At 71.1% G+C, this 18027-nt stretch carries 15 protein-coding genes; 5 read left to right on the forward strand and 10 right to left on the reverse strand.

The window, feature by feature from the left end; all coding sequences use genetic code 11:
- The 6 genes from FB563_RS37630 to FB563_RS37655 all read right to left on the reverse strand — a co-directional run bounded on the left by FB563_RS37630 (position 1) and on the right by FB563_RS37655 (position 6779).
- Complete coding sequence (locus tag FB563_RS37630; protein ID WP_055708732.1) at positions 1-1608, reverse strand: glycoside hydrolase family 13 protein; 1608 nt, start codon at positions 1606-1608, stop codon at positions 1-3.
- Between the two features lie 57 nt (positions 1609-1665).
- The gene (locus FB563_RS37635) at positions 1666-2541 is read right to left on the reverse strand and encodes a carbohydrate ABC transporter permease (protein WP_055708731.1); all 876 of its coding nucleotides are present in this window, start codon (positions 2539-2541) and stop codon (positions 1666-1668) included.
- On the reverse strand, positions 2538-3494 hold the full coding sequence (locus FB563_RS37640) for a carbohydrate ABC transporter permease (protein ID WP_055708730.1): 957 nt from the start codon (positions 3492-3494) through the stop codon (positions 2538-2540). Before FB563_RS37640 ends, FB563_RS37635 begins: the two co-directional genes overlap by 4 nt.
- A 5-nt stretch (positions 3495-3499) precedes the next feature.
- The gene (locus tag FB563_RS37645; protein WP_055708729.1) at positions 3500-4852 is read right to left on the reverse strand and encodes an ABC transporter substrate-binding protein; all 1353 of its coding nucleotides are present in this window, start codon (positions 4850-4852) and stop codon (positions 3500-3502) included.
- Positions 4853-4993: 141 nt separating this feature from the next.
- Positions 4994-5992 carry a LacI family DNA-binding transcriptional regulator gene (locus tag FB563_RS37650; RefSeq protein ID WP_199832947.1) on the reverse strand — a complete coding sequence of 333 codons (999 nt, stop codon included), beginning with the start codon at positions 5990-5992 and terminating at the stop codon, positions 4994-4996.
- Positions 5993-6107: 115 nt separating this feature from the next.
- Complete coding sequence (locus FB563_RS37655; RefSeq protein ID WP_055708727.1) at positions 6108-6779, reverse strand: MmyB family transcriptional regulator; 672 nt, start codon at positions 6777-6779, stop codon at positions 6108-6110.
- A gap of 239 nt (positions 6780-7018) precedes the next feature.
- On the opposite strand from FB563_RS37655, the gene FB563_RS37660 reads away from it, so the two are divergent.
- From FB563_RS37660 to FB563_RS37670, 3 genes are all read left to right on the forward strand, one after another.
- Positions 7019-7675 (forward strand): helix-turn-helix domain-containing protein, encoded by a 657-nt coding sequence (locus FB563_RS37660; RefSeq protein WP_055708726.1) that lies wholly within the window; start codon positions 7019-7021, stop codon positions 7673-7675.
- Positions 7676-7689: 14 nt separating this feature from the next.
- On the forward strand, positions 7690-8247 hold the full coding sequence (locus tag FB563_RS37665) for a hypothetical protein (protein ID WP_055708725.1): 558 nt from the start codon (positions 7690-7692) through the stop codon (positions 8245-8247).
- Positions 8248-8520: 273 nt separating this feature from the next.
- Positions 8521-8748, forward strand: a complete 228-nt coding sequence (locus FB563_RS37670) for a hypothetical protein (RefSeq protein WP_055708724.1) — start codon at positions 8521-8523, stop codon at positions 8746-8748.
- A 38-nt stretch (positions 8749-8786) separates the two neighbouring features.
- Here FB563_RS37670 and FB563_RS37675 read toward each other — a convergent pair whose 3' ends face one another.
- Together FB563_RS37675 and FB563_RS37680 are read right to left on the reverse strand one after the other, a co-directional pair.
- Positions 8787-9467 carry a 4'-phosphopantetheinyl transferase family protein gene (locus FB563_RS37675; protein ID WP_055708723.1) on the reverse strand — a complete coding sequence of 227 codons (681 nt, stop codon included), beginning with the start codon at positions 9465-9467 and terminating at the stop codon, positions 8787-8789.
- A complete protein-coding gene (locus FB563_RS37680) occupies positions 9415-10320 on the reverse strand; it encodes a metallophosphoesterase family protein (protein ID WP_055708722.1) in 906 nt (301 codons plus the stop codon). The genes FB563_RS37675 and FB563_RS37680 overlap by 53 nt, the downstream gene beginning before the upstream one ends.
- Positions 10321-10640: 320 nt before the next feature.
- Between FB563_RS37680 and FB563_RS37685 the strand changes: the two genes are divergently transcribed.
- Positions 10641-11765, forward strand: a complete 1125-nt coding sequence (locus FB563_RS37685) for an ATP-grasp domain-containing protein (protein ID WP_055708721.1) — start codon at positions 10641-10643, stop codon at positions 11763-11765.
- A 187-nt stretch (positions 11766-11952) separates the two neighbouring features.
- The gene (locus FB563_RS37690) at positions 11953-13641 is read left to right on the forward strand and encodes a carbohydrate binding domain-containing protein (protein ID WP_055708720.1); all 1689 of its coding nucleotides are present in this window, start codon (positions 11953-11955) and stop codon (positions 13639-13641) included.
- 61 nt (positions 13642-13702) lie between these two features.
- On the opposite strand, the gene FB563_RS37695 is transcribed toward FB563_RS37690, so the two are convergent.
- Together FB563_RS37695 and FB563_RS37700 are read right to left on the reverse strand one after the other, a co-directional pair.
- Positions 13703-14953 (reverse strand): alpha-L-fucosidase, encoded by a 1251-nt coding sequence (locus FB563_RS37695; RefSeq protein WP_199832946.1) that lies wholly within the window; start codon positions 14951-14953, stop codon positions 13703-13705.
- A gap of 4 nt (positions 14954-14957) precedes the next feature.
- The gene (locus FB563_RS37700) at positions 14958-17999 is read right to left on the reverse strand and encodes an alpha-mannosidase (protein ID WP_055708718.1); all 3042 of its coding nucleotides are present in this window, start codon (positions 17997-17999) and stop codon (positions 14958-14960) included.
- Between the last annotated feature and the right edge of the window lie 28 nt (positions 18000-18027).

Raw genomic sequence — 18027 nt, forward strand, 5'->3', positions numbered from 1 at the left:
TCAGCTCCGCAGCCAGGCCGCCGTGTCCTGCGGCAGTCGGCCCGTGTCGTCCAACGGGCCACTGGCGAGCAGGAGCTGGGAGTGTCCGGGAAGCTCGGCCGGGGTGGGCGCGAGGTTGACCATGCAGGTCATGCCCTCGGCGCGGGTGAAGGCGAGGACGCCGTCGGGGGCGGGCAGCCAGGTCAGGGGGCTGTCGCCGAAGGCCGGGCGGGTGGCGATGGCCGCGCGGTAGAGGGAGAGCATGGAGTCGGCGTTCTGCTGTTGACGGTCGACCGCATACGATGGCCAGTCGACCGGCTGCGGTAGCCACGGCTCCTGCTGCGAACCGAATCCCGCATACGGCATACCGGCGACCCACGGCAACGGCACCCGGCAGCCGTCCCGCCCGGGGTCGACACCATTCGATCGGAAGTACATCGGATCCTGTATGCGGTCGACCGGGATCTCGGCCTCCGGCAGCCCCAGCTCCTCCCCCTGGTACAGGTACACCGACCCGGGCAACGCCAGCGACAGCAGGGCGGCCGCCCGCGCCCTGCGGGTGCCGAGCGCGAGGTCCGTCGGGGTGCCGAAGGCCTTGGCGGCGAAGTCGAACCCGGTGTCCGCGCGGCCGTAGCGGGTGACCGTGCGGGTGACGTCGTGGTTGCACAGCACCCAGGTGGCCGGGGCGCCGACGGGGGCGAGTTCGGCGAGGGTGGTGTCGATGGCCGTTCGCAGCCGGGCGGGGTCCCAGGGGCAGGAGAGGAAGGAGAAGTTGAAGGCGGTGTGGAGTTCGTCGGGGCGCAGATAGCGGGCGAAGCGCTCGGCGTCGGGGAGCCAGACCTCACCGACGAAGACGCCGTCGTACGCGTCCGCCACGCGCCGCCACGAGCGGTAGATGTCATGGAGTTCGTCCCGGTCGACGAACGGGTGCGGGCCGGGGTGGGACGCGAGGTCGGGCAGGGCCGGGTCCTTGGCGAGCAGGGCGGCGGAGTCGATGCGGACGCCGGCGACACCCCGCTCGAACCAGAACCGCAGGACGTCCTCGTGCTCCTGCCGCACCGCCGGGTGGGACCAGTTGAGGTCCGGCTGCTCGGGCGTGAACAGGTGCAGATACCAGTCGCCGTCGGGCAGGCGCGTCCACACCGGTTCGGTGGAGCCGACGAACTGGGACGGCCAGTCGTTCGGCGGGAGTTCGCCGTGCGGGCCGCGCCCCGGCCGGAAGTGGAACAGCTCGCGCTCCGGGCTGCCGGGCCCGGCGGCGAGCGCCGCGCGGAACCACGGATGCCGGTCGGAGACATGGTTGGGCACGATGTCGACGATGGTCCGGATGCCCAGCTCGGCCGCCTCGGCGATGAGTTTCTCCGCCTCGGCCAGGGTGCCGAAGGCCGGGTCGACGGTCCGGTAGTCGGCGACGTCGTAGCCGCCGTCCTTCATCGGCGACAGGTACCAGGGGGTGAACCACAGTGCGTCCACGCCGAGTCCGGCCAGGTACGGCAGCCGGGCGCGGACGCCCGCGAGGTCGCCGGTGCCGTCGCCGTCGCCGTCCGCGAAGCTGCGGACGTAGACCTGGTAGATGACGGCCGAGCGCCACCAGTCGCGGTCCTTCGGGGCATGGGTGGGCTGTCCCACGGAGCTTGACCTTTCTGTGAGGCGGTGCGGCGCCTTCGGTGAGTCGGTGCGGCGGTGTCAGCCCTTGGTGCTGCCCGCGCCGAGCCCGGCGATGATGTGCCGCTGGAAGACGAGGAACAGCGCCACCATCGGGATGCTGGCGATCACCATCGCGGCGATGAGCACGGTGAGCTGGATGCTCTGCGACAACTGGACCAGGGCCACACTGATCGGCTGTTCGCCGGTGTCGGAGAAGACCATCAGCGGCCACAGGAAGTCCTGCCAGACGGCGACCAGTGCGAAGATCGACACCACGCCGAGCACCGGCCTGGACATGGGCAGCACCACCGACCACAGGATGCGCAGCTTTCCGGCGCCGTCGATCTCCGCGGCCTGAAGGACGTCACGCGGCAACTGGTCGAAGAACCGTTTGAGCAGATAGAGGTTGAAGGCGTTGGCGACGGCCGGCAGCCAGATGGCGAGGGGGTCGTTGAGCAGGCTGGTGTGGATCAGCGGCAGGTCGGCGACCGTCAGGTACTTCGGTACGACCAGGGCCTGCGCCGGCACCATGAGGGTGGCGAGGATGCCACCGAGGATCACCTCGCCGAAGGCCGGCTTCAGCCTGGACAGTGCGTAGGCGGCGGCCGTGCAGAACACCAGCTGGAACGCCCAGGCACCGGCCGCCTGCACCACCGTGTTCCACAGGTGCTGCGGCAGCTGCATCAGGTCCCAGGCGTCGGTGTAGCCGCCGAGGTGCCAGTGTTCCGGGATCAAGGTCGGCGGGGTCTGCGCCACCTCGTCCGGGGACTTCATCGCGGCCGTCACCATCCAGTAGACCGGGAAGAGGAAGGCGAGCGCGAAGAGGACGACTACGGCCGTGAAGACGGTCCAGTAGATCGCCTTGCCGCGCGGGCGGGCGAGGGTGGCCGGGGAGATCAGGGTGCGGGTGCTCATGCGCTGTCCCCCTCGGTGCGAGTGAGCCGCAGGTAGACGGCGGAGAAGGCACCGAGCAGCACCAGGAGCATGACGCTGAGGGCACAGGCGCCGCCGAAGTCGTCGTAGAGGAAGGCGTACTTGTAGATCAGGTAGAGAACGGTCACCGTCGCGTTCTCCGGGCCGCCGCCGGTGATGACGAACGGCTCGGTGAACACCTGCATGGTGGCGATGATCTGAAGGAGCATCAGCATCAGGATCACGAAGCGGGTCTGCGGGACCGTGACGTGCCGGACGCGCTGGAGCAGGTTCGCGCCGTCCAGTTCCGCGGCCTCGTACAGCTCGCCCGGGATGGACTGCAGGGCGGCGAGGTAGATCAGGACGGTGCCGCCCATGTTGGCCCACGTCGCCACGATCACCAGGGAGACGAGTGCCGTGTCGGTGCCGTTGGACCAGTTCGACGTCGGCAGGTGCATCAGGCGCAGGGTCTCGTTGGCGAGGCCGGCACCGGGGTCGTAGAACCACTTCCACAGCAGGGCGCTGACCACCGGCGGGATCATCACCGGCAGGTAGACGACCACCCGGAAGAACGCCTTGGCGTGGCGCAGTTCGTTGAGGACCAGGGCGAGCACGAAGGGGACGGCGAAGCCGATGAGCAGGGCCAGCAGGGTGAAGGTGAGGGTGTTGCGCCAGGCCGCGGTGAACTCGGGGTCGTGCAGGACCCGGGTGAAGTTGGCGGTGCCGACCCACTCCGGCTTCGAACCGGGCGTGTACTTCTGGAAGGCGATGACGACCGCGCGGATCGCCGGGTACCAGGAGAACAGGGCGAAGCAGACGAGGCCGCCGAGGAGGAAGGCGTAGGCGCGGGCCTGGTCGGCGAGGCGGCGCCGCCCCCGGCCCCCTACCGGGGGCGGCGCCGGTACCGGGTGGACGGCGGCCTTCGTCACGGGCTGCCGTTCGGCCGTCTTCGTCATGGCGGTCAGCTCCGGGCCAGAATGCCGTCGATCTTTCCGGATGCGTCCTTGAGGAGCTGGTCGATGTCGGCGTTCTTCTGGGTGAGGACGGCGGAGACGGCGGAGTCGAGGACGGAGTAGATCTGCTGCGCGTCCGGCGGTTCGATCTTCATCTGCAGCTGCTGGTTGCCGTCGAGGAAGGCCTGGTAGTTCGCCACCGGGACGTTGGCGTTGGCCTTCTTGGCCTGCTGGTCCTTGGCGTCGGCGGCGCCGGTGAACAGGCGCGGCTCGGGCAGGCCGACGGGAGCGTCGTTCTTCTTCGCGCGGGCGTAGTCGCCGAGGAAACCCGTGCCCGGCGTGAGGAACATGTGGTCCAGCCACTTCAGGCCGGCCCGGATCTGGGCGGGCGTGTCGTGCTTGTTGAACATGTAGCCGTCGCCGCCGATGAGCGTGCCCTTGCCGCCCGGCATCGGGCCGATGGCGATGTCGTCGTAGTTCGCGCCCTTCTCCTTGACCAGGATCGGGATGTTGTCGGGGGCGGCGAGATACATGCCGAGCCTGCCCGAGCCCATCATCTGCTGCACGTCGTTGATGACGAGGAGCTGCTTGCTGCCCATGGAGTCGTCGGTCCACCGCATGTCGTGCAGGTTCTGCAGGACGGCGTGGCCCTCGGGCGTGTCGATGGTGGCCTTCCTGCCGTCGGGGCCGACGACGTCCCCGCCCTGTGAGTACAGCTCGGCGGTGAAGTGCCAGCCGCCCTGGTTCTGGGCGCTGTAGTCGGCGTAGCCGACGGTGCCGCCTCCGAGCGCGGCGATCCTCTTGGCGTCGGCGCGAACCTCGTCCCAGGTCGTCGGGGGCTTGTCGGGGTCGAGGCCGGCCTTCCGGAAGAGCGTGCGGTTGTAGATCAACCCCATGCTGTATCCGGTGCGCGGGATGCCGTAGACCTTTCCGCCGACGGTGTAGATGTCCCGCAGCTGCTTCTGGATGGTGCCGTAGGACTTCAACTCCTTGAGGTACGGCGTGAGATCGGCTGCCTGGCCGATGTCCACGACGTGCTTGGCGTCGGTGAAGTACGTGTAGAAGACGTCCTCCATCTGACCGCCGGCGAGCTTGGCGTCGAACGTCTTCGGGTCCTGGCAGGGGAAGGCGTCGTGCGGCACGACGTCGATGTCCGGGTTCCGCTTCTCGAAGGAGGCGACGTCCTCCTCGAAGAAGCTCCGGTCGACCTTGGCGCTCCTGGGCGGCTCGCAGTTGACGGTGATGCGGGTCTTGCCGCTCGCCGAGCCGTCGCCGCCCGAGCCGCAGCCGGTGGCGGCAAGGGCGAGCGAGGAGCAGACGCCGATCGCGACGAAGGTACGACGGAACCCGGTGCTTGTCATCGGTGGACCCCCAGATGGCACTCATGGCAGGAGCGGTGGGCGCCGCACACTCAAGCACCGCCGACATCTCTTCGCAAGATGTCGCGCAGGCTCTGTAATTATTTGACAGATGGCTGGATGCTCACGATCACCGTCGGTCAGTCACCCACGTGGGGCTTGCGCGGTGGAGCCGCGCACCACCAGCTCCGGCTCGAACAGCAGCTCCTCGGCGGGTACGGCGGTGCCGCCGATCTGGGCGTTCAGCAGCTCCACGGCGGCGCGGCCCATGGCCTCGATGGGCTGGCGGACGGTGGTGAGCGGGGGCTCGGTGCAGTTCATGAAGGCCGAGTCGTCGTAGCCGACGACCGAGATCCGCCCCGGCACGCCGTACCCCTTGCGGCGCGCGGCCCTGACCGCGCCCAGTGCGAGCGGGTCGCTGGCGCAGATGATGCCGGTGACACCCCGGTCGATCAGCCGGGACGCGGCGGCGTGACCGCCCTCGATGGAAAAGATCGCCCGCGCGACGAACTCCTCCGGCAGGTCGCCTGCGATCGCCCGCGCGGCGGCCAGCTTGCGCGCCGAGGGCACGTGGTCGCCGGGGCCGAGGACCAGCCCGATGCGCTCGTGGCCGAGCGAGGCCAGGTGCCGCCACGACTGCTCCACGGCGACGGCGTCGTCACAGGACACGCCGGGGAAGCCGAGGTGTTCGATGGCCGCGTTGACCAGCACGACGGGGATGTTGCGGTCGGCCAGCAGCCGGTAGTGGTCGTGCGGGGCGTCCGCCTGGGCGTACAGACCGCCGGCGAAGACGACGCCGGAGACCTGCTGCTGCAGCAGCAGTTCGACGTAGTCCGCCTCCGAGACGCCGCCCTTGGTCTGCGTGCACAGCACGGGGGTGAGTCCGAGCTGGGCGAGCGCACCGCCGATGACCTCGGCGAACGCCGGGAAGATGGGGTTCTGCAGCTCCGGCAGGACCAGGCCGACGAGCCGGGCGCGTTCGCCGCGCAGCTGGGTGGGGCGCTCGTAACCGAGGACGTCGAGGGCCGTCAGCACCGCCTGCCGGGTGGCTTCGGAGACGCCGGGTTTGCCGTTGAGCACCCGGCTGACGGTCGCTTCGCTGACGCCGACCTTCTTCGCCACTTCCGCAAGTCGTCGAGTCATGGACGCAAGAGTAGCGCAACTATTGCAAGGCGCTTGCGTAAGACGGGGGGCTCCCGTGTCCCTTCGGAGCGCTCGACCCGGCGCCGCCGGCGACCTGAACGCCGGCGGTGCCGGGTCAGCTCTCGGGGGAAGGGACGATCGTGAGGTGGGTCGCCGTGCTCCGCGAGCGGCGCGGACGGCGTACCGGCGCGGTGGGCCGGCGGTTCTCGCGCAGGACCAGGGAGAGGCGCCGGTAGCCGAGGTCGAGCAGGGCCTGCGGTGTCTCCTCGACGATGCGGCACTCGGTGGGGCCGCGCCGCGGGTCGGGGTGGAGCAGCAGCCGGACGGCGCCGTCCAGCCGGGTCGCGCTCTCGCCGACGGCATGGATCCAGTGCGGCAGGCCCTGCCGGTAGGCGGCCTCCATGAGCGGGTCCTGGGCGATGTCCCGGCGGATCGCCTGGAGTTCGTGGTCGTGGCCGTACGTCTCCAGGGCGGTCCTGAGGTGGGCCAGCATCGGCAGGCACCAGCCCTGTTCGTGCTCGCCGAGGACGTCGGCCGCGTCCGGGTGGAACAGGACGAACCGCAGGAAGTTGTCCCCGGGCATGGCCGTCGCGTGCCGGCGCGCCCCGCGGAAGAGTGTCTCGAACGCGCCGTTGGCCATGACCACGTCCCAGCGGTGGTCGACGACCAGGGACGGGCAGGCGAGGGACTCCAGCAGTGCTGCGTAGTCCTGCAGATACGCCTGGTTCGCGCAGGTGTCGGGGACGGGCCGCGGTGCCGGCCGCTGCCCTCCTGCCTGATGTGCCATCGGGAGGTCACCCCTCTTGCCTCTGCGGCCTTCACGCGGCCCTGCGATCCTGCGGCCCGCGACAAGACCGTGTCAACTATCGTGGCATTTTGCGGCCGTTGACGGCTGAAATTCGCCACAGTTGTGGCTACACCTGGATGTGAGTTCGAGGCACCCGCTACTCTCCGGGAAGTTCACGGCGATCGCTCGTGAGAAGCACGCCGCATCTGAAGCCCTTGAGAGACGTAGGAGTTCTGTCGGTGACGGATGGCTACGAGGATCGGGGCGCCACGGCGACCGCCCAGCTGCCGGCCGTCGTCGCCCGCGTCACCGCGCTCGCCGACCGGCTCGGCGTGCCGCACGCCGAGGTCTTCGACGTCGGGCGGCTCTCCGTGGCCTGCGGGGTCCCGGAGCCGGTGGTCAGGGCGTTGCTCGCGGGACGGCCGGCCGGCGAACCGGACGTCCAGGCACGCTTTCTGCAGCGCCTGGACCTGCTGCGGCGCACTCGGCTGAAACCCAACGGCCGCAAGTACACCCAGCAGGAGATCGCCGACGGCGCGGGCATGTCCCGGCAGCAGGCCGGCGCCCTCATCAACGGCGACCGGCGGCCGACCATGGAGCACTGCGACGCGCTGCAGCGCTTCTTCCGGGTGCACGCCGGCTTCCTCACCGCGGAGGACCCGGAGGCGCTGGCCGGTGCGCTGCAGCGCACCGAGCAGGAGCTGCTGACCAAGCTCGCCGACCGGGAGCGGGCCGCCGCCGGGGCCGAGGAGGATCCGCTGGAGCGGTTGCTGCAGGACCACGGGGTGCGCGGAATAGCCTGGCGGGCCGCGCAGTTGCCCACCGACCAGCACCGGGACAAGGTCGCGGAGTGGCTCGACATGCTCCTGGAGAGCGTCAAACGGCCCGAGTCGTGAGCCGGGGGAGGACTGTGGGCATCGGCAGGGACATGCGCCGGCTGTGCAACGAGCTGGTGGGCGGGCTGGCGCTGCCTGCACCGGCGCCGCCGCCAGAGCTGTACCGCGCGCTGTGCGAGGCGATGAGCCGCAGACGGGGCCGGCCGGTGCATTTCCGTGCGGCCGCCTTCCCGCCGGGCACGGCGAGCGGCCTGTGGCTGGACCTGACCGACCGCGACCTCGTCGTGGTGGAGGAACGCACCGCGCCCGACCACCAGTTGGTGATCCTCGGCCACGAGCTGTGGCACATGCAGGCCGACCACCGCGGACACCACGTCGGCGGGGTCGGGGTCGCCACCCGGCTGCTGCACGACGACACCGACGAAGAGGCGCTCCGGGCCACGGTGCAGCGGGTCGCGGCCCGGACCCGCTTCGACCTCACCGAGGAGCGGGACGCCGAGACCTTCGGTCTGCTGCTGGCCACCAAGTGCCGTACCTGGCTGGCCGGTTCGGCCCTGCGCGGCCCGGTGCACCGCGACGACGTGGCCGGGCGCATCGAGGCGTCCCTGGGGTACCCGGGGCCGCAGGGCTGATCCGGCCGCAGGGCTGATCCGGCCGCAGGGCTGAACCGAGGCCGTAACGGCGCAGGGCCCCGGTGCCGTGCTGTGGTCCGGTCGGCCGGCTGTCGTGCGCCGGTCGGCGGCCGTACCGGGCCGTCACCCCTCAGGCCTCACCGAAAGGATTCGGCCTCGGCTGAGCGGGCGAACCGGGACGCGGCCGAACGGCGTTGTCAGTGGTGGGCGGCAAGCTGGAGAGGTGCGCCGCAGGGCGCACGACCGTGACGCCTACTCGGGGAGAGCCGACCGATGCCCACCGCCGTACTGACCGACCGTGAGCGCACCGCCGTACAGGCCTATCTGCGGCTGCTGCATACCGTGCGCGCCGCCTTCGACGGGCCACCGGACGGCGGCCGGCCCGGCCTGGTGCCACCCGCCGTGCTGGCCGAGGCGGACCAGGCCCTGGCGCGCGCCGGCCTCACGGGCAACGAGGAACAGTTCTTCCGGCTGCTGCGCGACTGGTGTCCGCCGGCCTGACCCGGCCGGGCGCGCCGCGCCGCGTCGCTGCCGGGGGTTCAGGGATGCGGGACGATCACAGCGGTGGCGACCAGCCCGTCGCGTACGGCCCACCGGCCGTCGAGGACCTGGAGCCGACGGCCGCCGACCCGGGGCCCCGGGACGAGGAGTTCGGCACGCAGCGTGCCGTGCGGCTCCTCGCCGGGGCCCGGGTCGAGGGTGAGGTCGGCCTCGGTGAAGTCCAGCCAGCTGCCCACCAGGGGGAACCACGCCTTGTAGACGGACTCCTTGGCGCTGAACAGGATCGTGTCCCAGTGCACGGCCGGCCGCTGCCCGGCGAGCCGGTCGAGCCGCTCGGCCTCGGCGGGCAGCAGGACGGACGCACCGACACCGTCCGGGAGCGGTCCGTGCGGTTCGGCGTCGACGCCCAGGGAGGCCAGGTCGGCGGCGCGGGCCAGGGCGGCGGCGCAGTAGCCGTCGCAGTGGGTCATGCTGCCGATCAGGCCGTCCGGCCAGCGCGGTGCGCCCCGCTCACCGCGGAGGATGGGCTGCGCGGGCACGCCGAGCTTCTCCATGGCGCGCCGGGCGCAGCCGCGTGCGGCGGTGAACTCGCGGCGGCGTTTGGCCACGGAACGCGCGACGAGCGCTTCCTCCCCTGGGTGGAGCGGGGCGTCCCACAACGGGTCGTCACCGTGTGCCTCCACGGCCACGACCGACTCCGGGAACAGCTCCTCGATCACCGGTCTCGACCTCCGTCGGCAGGATGCGGCGCGGCCTTCCCGGCGGTTCCGGGCGCTTGCGCCATTCGCGGGGATAGCCTACGGAGACCTCCTCGAAGCGGACTCCGTCGTGCCAGGTGGTGCGCGGGATGTGCAGATGGCCGTAGACCATGGTCGCGACGCGGAACCGGCGGTGCCAGTCGGCGGTCAGCAGGGTGCCGCACCACATGGCGAACTCGGGATACCAGAGCACCTCGGTGGGATGCCGGTGCAGCGGATAGTGGTTGACCGGTACGACGGGCAGGTCCGCGGGCAGTTCGGCGAGCCTGCGCTCGGTCTCGGCGACCCGCGCCCGGCACCAGTCGTCACGGGTCGGATAGGGGTCGGGATGCAGCAGGTACTCGTCGTTGCAGACGACGCCCGTGCCGTGCGCGTAGGCCAGGCCCTCGGCCTTGGTGGCGCAGCCGGGCGGCAGGAAGGAGTAGTCGTACAGCAGGAACAGCGGGGCGACGGCGACCGGGCCGCCGGGGCCCCGCCACACCGGATAGGGGTCCTCGGGCGTGACGACGCCCAGCTCGCGGCACAGCTCGACCAGGTGTTCGTAGCGGGCGACGCCGCGCAGGGTGACCGGATCCTTCGGGTGCGTCCACAGCTCGTGGTTGCCGGGGGCCCACAGCACCTTGCGGAAGCGGCCCGCGAGCTGCTCCAGGGTCCAGCGGATGTCGGCCACCGTCTCGGCGATGTCACCGGCCACGACGAGCCAGTCCTCGTCACTGGTGGGCCGCATGTCCTCGACCAGTGCGCGGTTCTCGGGATAGCCGATGTGCAGGTCGCTGATGGCCAGCAGCTGCCCGGCCCCGGCCGCAGACTCCACCCTGCACCCCTTCCGATCATCCTCCGCCGGGACCACGAGAACACATGCGCGGACACCCGGACAAGAGGCTCCCCGGTCGCCGTGTCGCGGGGGCACCGCGGCGGACCGGCGCCGATCGGAGGGACCTCGGCGAGCCTGCTGGACGAGTCCCGGAAATCCGTAACATCCGCGTTGCACGCGCGGGCCTTTGAAAGCCGTATGATCGCCCCGACACCAACACCCCATCTCCCTTTTCGCAGGGGTTGTTTGGCGTCCCTTCCTTCCTCCTGCCCGGGCACGGGCCGCTGAGCCCTGCCCGAAAACCATGAAAGGCGGCCTGCATGCTCTCTCGCGTACGCGTCTGGCTCAACCGCACGTACGCGGAGAACGTGTTCTTCATGGATCAGCTGCGCAGAAATCCCAGCGATCGCGCGGTGGAGATCCACGCCACGCACGGGGATCCCGACTCCCCCGTCCTGGCCGCCGCCGACACCGCCGACCTGGAACCGGAGGGCCTGTCCCCGGCCGCGTACGTCGAGTACGCACTCGACCAGTGCGCCCGGCGCGGCATCGACGTGTTCGTGCCCCGGCTGCACCAGGCGGCGATCGTGCGGCACCGCGCGGAGTTCGCCGCGGCGGGTACGGCGCTGCTGGCGCCGACGCCCGAGGCGGTGGCCGTGTTCGAGGACAAGGCGACCGCGTACGAGGCGGTCCGCTCGGTGGGTGTCCCGGTGCCGCCGTGGTGGCGGGTGCGGACGGCCGACGAACTCCTCGCCGCTGTCGAGGAGTTGGAGGCATCCGGGCACAAGGCGTGCTTCAAGCCGGCCGCCGGGGCCGGCGGGGTCGGCTTCCGGGTGATCACCCGCGCCCCGTTCTCGCTCGGCCACCTCGAGGGGTTCCCGAGCCCGTACGTCCAGCTGGACCTCGTCGTCGAGGCACTGCGGCGGTCCGGGCAGCCGGTGGACTGGCTGGTGATGCCGCGCCTGGAGCAGCCCGAGGTGTCGGTCGACTGCCTGACGGGGCCCGACAACCGGCTGCGGCTCGCGGTGGGCCGCACCAAGAACGGCCGGCGAAGGGGCTTCACCCTGGACGAGCGGTGGCTGGAGCCGGCCCGGCTGATCGCGGAGGGCTTCGGGCTGCACCACCTGTCCAACATCCAGTTCCGCATGCTCGGCGACCGGCCGGTACTGATGGACGTCAACACGCGGCCCGCGGGTGGCCTGCACCAGCTGTCGCTGTGCGGGGTGAACGCGCCCTGGGCCGCCGTGCAGTTGGCGCTGGGTGAGGATCCCGGGGTGATCGAGCCGCCGTTCCTGGGGCAGGACTACACGGTGGTCGCGGGGCCGCGATCGCTGCTTCCCGTGCCTGCGCTTCGGCGGCAGAGGGAGGCGGAGATGGAGTCGGAGATCGCCCTTCCGGTGTTGCCTGCGCAGGCGGCTTCTGCGGTGGAGGTCCTGCCGCTTTAGGTCGTACGCCGGCTGCGGGTCGTTCGTGGTTGTTCGCGCCCGCGCGGCGGAGCCGCATATCCACTACAGCCCCGCGCCCCTTCGGGCGCGGGCCCCCTTGACAGCAGGATTGGTCCATACCAAATTCATTGGCGCACCTCCGCACAGCCGTGCACTCCCGAACACCCCATCCCCACAGGGAGATCGCGTGCGCAATCCACTCGGACGTCACAGACGTCGGCTTCTCGCCCTCCTCGGTTCCGTCGCCCTGGCGATCGGCGGGGCCATCGCCCTTCCGGGCACCGCCCAGGCGGCCAACCTCCTCACCAACCCCGGCTTCGAGTCCGGCGGCCTGTCCCCCTGGACCTGCACCGGCAATCTCGGCTCGGTCGTCTCCTCCCCCGTGCACAGCGGCTCGAAGGCACTGCAGGGGGCGGTGACGGACAGCGACAACGCCCAGTGCAGCCAGACCGTCGCCGTGCAGCCGAACACGACGTACACCCTCAGCGGCTGGGTACGCGGCAGTTACGTGTACCTGGGCGTGAACGGCGGCGCCTCGACCTGGACGACCTCGCCGACGGCGTACAGCCGGTTGAGCATGTCCTTCACCACCGGTGCCTCGCAGACCAGCGCCACCATCTACGTCCACGGCTGGTACGCCCAGGGCACCTACTGGGCCGACGACATCGGCCTGGACGGCCCGGGCGGCGGCGGGGGCGGCGGTGACACCCAGGCGCCCTCCGCCCCGACGGGCCTTGCCTCGACCGGCAAGACGTCGTCGAGCGTTTCCCTGTCGTGGAACGCCGCCACGGACAACGTGGGCGTGACGGGATACGACATCTACAGCGGCTCGAACCAGGTGCTGACCGTCTCCGGCACGTCCGCCACGGTCAGCGGGCTGTCGCCCAGCACGTCGTACACCTTCACGGTGAAGGCGCACGACGCGGCCGGGAACGTCTCGGCCGCCTCCAACGCCGTCTCCGTGACCACGAACGCGGGCAGCGGCGGCGGCACCGGGTTCAAGCAGGCCGCACCGTATCTGTACGAGGGCTGGGGTGACCCGCCGAGCCCGACGACGGTGATGAGCGCGACCGGCATCAAGTGGTTCACCATGGCGTTCGTGCTGGACTCCGGCGGCTGCACCCCGGCCTGGGACGGCAGCCGGCCGCTCACCGGCGGCGCCGACCAGAGCGCGATCAACGCCGTCCGGTCCGCCGGCGGTGACATCGTGCCGTCCTTCGGCGGCTGGCAGGGCAGCAAGCTCGGCGCCAACTGCTCCTCGGCCGCCGCGCTCGCCGGCGCCATCCAGAAGGTGATCGACGCCTACGGCCTGAAGGCCGTCGACATGGACATCGAGAACACGGACGAGTTCGAGAACGAGGCCGTGCAGGCGAAGATCCTCACCGCGCTGAAGACGGTCAAGGCCAACAACCCCGGCCTGAGGACCATCGTCACCTTCGGCACCTCGACCACCGGGCCGACGTACTACGGCAACCGGCTGATCGAGCAGGCGCAGTCGCTCGGCGCGAACATCGACGTGTTCACGATCATGCCGTTCGACTTCGGCGGTGGCTCGGACATGTACGGCAACACCGTCAACGCCGCGGAGGGCCTGAAGAACAAGCTGAAGTCGACCTTCGGCTGGGACGACGCGACCGCCTACGCCCATATCGGCATCTCGGGCATGAACGGCCTGTCCGACCAGCAGGAGACGACCACCCCGGCGATCTGGACCCAGATCCGCGACTGGGCGAACTCCCACCACATCGCGCGGCTCGCCTTCTGGGCGGTCAACCGGGACCGGCCGTGCGCGGGCGGCGGTGTGGTGAGCAACTGCTCCGGCATCAGCCAGAACAACTGGCAGTTCACCTCGATCACGGCCGGGTTCACCGGCTGATCCGTACGGTCGAGCGCGCGGGGGTGCCCAGACCGGGCACCCCCGCGCGGCGACCCCCGGATCAGAACCGGCCCGAACCGCGGTACAGCTCCAGCTCCCCGTCGAGTTCCACGGCCAGCACGGTGGCGTACGGGTCGAGGTCCGCCGCGGCCGGCGGGTCGATCCACAGCACGCCGACCGCCTCGTGCAGGCCGCCGGTCACCCGGTGGCCCAGTTCGGTGCCGGTGCCGAGCACGGTGACCCTGCGGACCGCCGTCGCCAGGCCCCGGACGCCGATCTCGGCGCGCGGGATGTCGAACAGGGTGAGGTAGAGGGTACGGCGGTCGGCGGAGAGGGTGCTGGGGCCGTAGTGGTGCCCGGCGGGCAGGCCGCGGACCGTGCCGTACACCGCCTCCGCGTGCCCGCGGATCCACTCCCCCAGCGCTTCCAGGCGCTCGGCCTGCGGCTGCGGGATGGTGCCGTCCTCCATGGGGCCGACGTCGAGGAGCAGGTTGCCGCCCCCGCCGATGGTCTCGGTGAAGTAGCGGATCAGCTGCGACACCGACTTGTGGTTGTGGTCGTGGTGCTGGTAGCCCCACGAGTCGTTGATCGTGAGGCACAGCTCCCAGGGGCCGTCCGGCGGCACGAGGGGAGCACCCTGCTCGGGGGTGGCGTAGTCGCCCTCGCCGAGCATGCGCGCGTTGAAGACGACGTCGGGCACGTACGACCGGACGAGAGCGGCGAGTTCGGGGATGCGCCACTGCTCCTCGCTGCGGTCCCACTCGCCGTCGAACCACATCAGGTCGGGCCGGTAGCGGGAGGCCAGCTCGCGGATCTGGCCGTCCCGGTAGGCGAGGAAACGCTCCCAGGCCTGAAGGTCCTCCTCCTCGGCGGCGACCTCGGAGTAGCGGTTGTCCGCCAGCTCCGGTGGGCGGCCCGGTTTGCGCGTCGAGGCGTAGTCGGGGTGGTTCCAGTCGGAGTGCGAGTAGTAGAGGCCGACCTTCAGGCCCCTCTCGCGCAGGGCCTCGGCGTAGGGGCCGATGTAGTCCTTGCCGAGGTTGAGGTCGCCGTACCGGGTGTCCCACAGGGCGACCCCGTCATGGTGGCGGCTGGTCAGGACGGCGTACCGGGCGCCGGCGCGGGCGAACAGGTCCGCCCACGCCTTCGGGTCGTACCGGGCGCCCGTGAATCGCTCCAGCTGGGACATGTACCTCTCGTGCGGGACGACGCCGTCGTAGAACGACCAGGACTCCTGGACGCCGTCGACGGCGTAGATGCCCCAGTGGACGAAGATGCCCAGCTTGGCGTCGGTGAACCAGGGTTGCATGGGCACGGGGTCAGCCCCTGCGCAGCCGGAGCGTGAGGATCTGGAAGGGCCGCAGCTCCACGGGCACACCCCCGTCGGCCACCTCGGCCTCCTGCAGCGGGCGCTCCAGCAGGTCGGTGACCGATGCGCCCGCGAGCGGGAAGCCGGTCCGCAGGACGCCCCGGGCCCGGCCGCCGCGCGACTCGTAGAGCCGTACGACCACGTCGCCCGACGCGTCGTCGGCGAGCTTGACCGCCTCGACGGTCACGCCCGCCCCGTCCACGGAGACGACCGGCTCGGGCTCGCCCGCCGAATCCGCCGTCCGCAGGGGGAGGTTGAGGGCGTAGCCCTCGGCGACGGCGTCCTCGATGCTCGCGCCGGGGAGCAGGGAGTAGGTGAAGCGGTGGCGGCCCTGGTCGGCCCCGGGGTCCGGGATGCGCGGGGCGCGCACCAGGCTGAGGCGGACCGTGGTCGTCGTCCCGCCGTCCTCGCGGACCGTGCGGGAGACGTCGTGGCCGTAGGTGGAGTCGTTGAGGACCGCGACGCCGTAGCCGGGCTCGGCGATGTGCACCCAGCGGTGGCCGGAGACCTCGAAACGGGCCGCCTCCCAGCTGGTGTTGGTGTGCGTCGGGCGCTGGACGTGGCCGTAGGCGATCTCCGCGCAGGAGTGCGGGGCCCGGATGTCCACCGGGAAGCCGGCCTTGAGGATCTTCTCGGCCTCGTGCCAGTCGATGTCGGTCTCGAAGTCGATGCGGGGGCTGCCGGCGCGGAGCGTGATCGTCTGGGTGATCGTCGAGCCCTTGCCGAAGGAGCGTGAGACGCGGATCGAGCCGAGCAGCGGGTCCTGGTCGACGATCTCGATCTCCGAGGCCTCCAACAGGTCCGTGTAGCGGTTCTTGTAGTGCTTGTCGATGTCCCAGGCGTCCCAGTAGTTCGGGAGGTCCGTGTGCAGGCGCAGCAGGTTGCCCTGGCCTGCGAGGACTTCGCGGTTCGCGCGCAGGTCGACCACGGAGGACAGGGTGCCGTCCGCGGCGACCTCCACGCGGACCAGGCCGTTGTCGAGGACCCGCCCGTCGACCGTCACCGGGTGCGGGGGCTCGGCGCCCGTCAGGGGGGCGCTGCCGCTCGCGGGTACCTCCACGTAGGCCGGTGCGCCCGCCGCCGTGCGGATCACCTCGGCGCGGTCGAACGGGCTGGTGTTGAACACGCGGGTCCCGCCGTCGCCGAGCGCGGCCACCGCTTCGGCCGTCAGCTCCTCCACCTCCCTCGCGACCCGGGCGTACTCGGCCTCCGCCTCACGGTGCACCCAGGCGATCGAGGAGCCCGGCAGGATGTCGTGGAACTGGTGCAGCAGCACCGTCTTCCACAGGCGGTCGAGCTTCTCGTACGGGTAGGCGTAGCCCGGCGCGTGCAGCGCGGCCGTCGTCGCCCACAACTCGGCCTCGCGCAGGCGGTGTTCGGAGCGGCGGTTGCCCTGCTTGGTGCGGGCCTGGGAGGTGTACGTGGCCCGGTGCAGCTCCAGGTACAGCTCGCCGACCCACACCGGGGCGTCCGGGTACTCCTCGCGGGCCTTGGCGAAGAACGCGTCCGGGTGCTCGACGACGACCTTGGGCGAGCCCTCCAGGTCCCTCAGGCGCCTTGCCCGCTCCATGATCTCGCGGGTGGGGCCGCCGCCGCCGTCGCCCCAGCCGAACGGGGCCAGGGAGCGGGTGGCGCCGCCCTTCTCGGCGTAGTTGCGCACCGCGCGGGACATCTCCTCGCCGCTGAAGCGGGCGTTGTAGGTGTCGACCGGCGGGAAGTGCGTGAAGATGCGCGTGCCGTCGATGCCCTCCCACCAGAAGGTGTGGTGGGGGAACCTGTTGGTCTGGTTCCAGGAGATCTTCTGCGTGAGGAACCAGTCGTTGCCCGCGAGCTTGGCCAGCTGCGGGTAGGCGGCGCTGTAGCCGAAGGAGTCGGGCAGCCAGACGCCCTTGGTCTCGACGCCGAAGTGCTCGATGAAGAACCGCTTGCCGTGGATCAGCTGGCGGGCGACGGCCTCGCCGCCGGGCAGGTTGCCGTCGGCCTCCACCCACATGCCGCCGACGGGCGCCCACTGGCCCTTCTCGACGGACTTCTTGATCCGCTCCCACACCCGCGGGTAGTGGTCGCGCACCCACTCGTACTGCTGGGCCTGTGAGCACGCGAAGACGAAATCCTCGTACTCGTCGGCCAGGGACGTCACGTTCGAGAACGTCCGGGACGTCTTGCGCTTGGTCTCGCGGATGGGCCACAGCCACGCCGAGTCGATGTGCGCGTGGCCGACGCCGGAGATGATGTGCGCGCTGGCGTGGGCGGGCCTGGACAGCACCGGCTTCAGGGATTGCCGTACCGCAGGGGCCGAACCGGCGATGTCGTCCAGGTCCAGCAGGTCGAGGGCGCGGTCCAGCGCGTGCAGGATCTCGTGCCGGCGCGGCTCGTGCTCGCCGAGTTCCACCATCAGCTCGCGCAGCACCTGGAGGTCGAGGTCCAGGTGCCAGACCTCCTCGTCGAGGACGGCGAGGTCGGCGCGCCTGAAGGTGTACAGCGGCCTGTCGCCGGCGGTCAGGACGTCGCCGAGCGGAGTCGGCGCCGCGAAGCCGCCTGCCAGGATGTCCGGGTTGGAGGCGGCCTCGACCAGGTAGTGCACGGCCTCGCCGCCGTCCGCGGGGTTGGCGACCGGCACGTACTGGTTGAGCGGGTTGACCGCCTTCAGCGGGGTCCCGTCGGTGAGGTGGACCAGGGCCTCGGCCTGGTTGCCGGGCCAGTCGCCGACGAAGCCGAGGTCGATGACCGCCTCGACGCGCCTGCCGGCCCACTCCGCGGGCACCCGTCCGCTCATCCGGAACCAGGTCGTGCCCCAGGGCGGCCCCCAGGGGGTGTCCATCGCGAAGGGCTCGTACGGCGCGGCGGCGGCCTCGGCGAAGGGCACCGGCTCGCCCGGCGCCTGCCAGGCCTCGACCGCGAGGGGTGTGGTGGCCGCGTAGATGGCGGGCTTGATGCGCTGGTGGTGGAGACGCTCGGCGCGCTCCTCGATCCTGCGGCGTTCGTCGTGCATCAGGGGTCTCCAGTGCGGGGGAGCAAGC

Source organism: Streptomyces puniciscabiei, assembly GCF_006715785.1.
Classification (GTDB): domain Bacteria; phylum Actinomycetota; class Actinomycetes; order Streptomycetales; family Streptomycetaceae; genus Streptomyces; species Streptomyces puniciscabiei.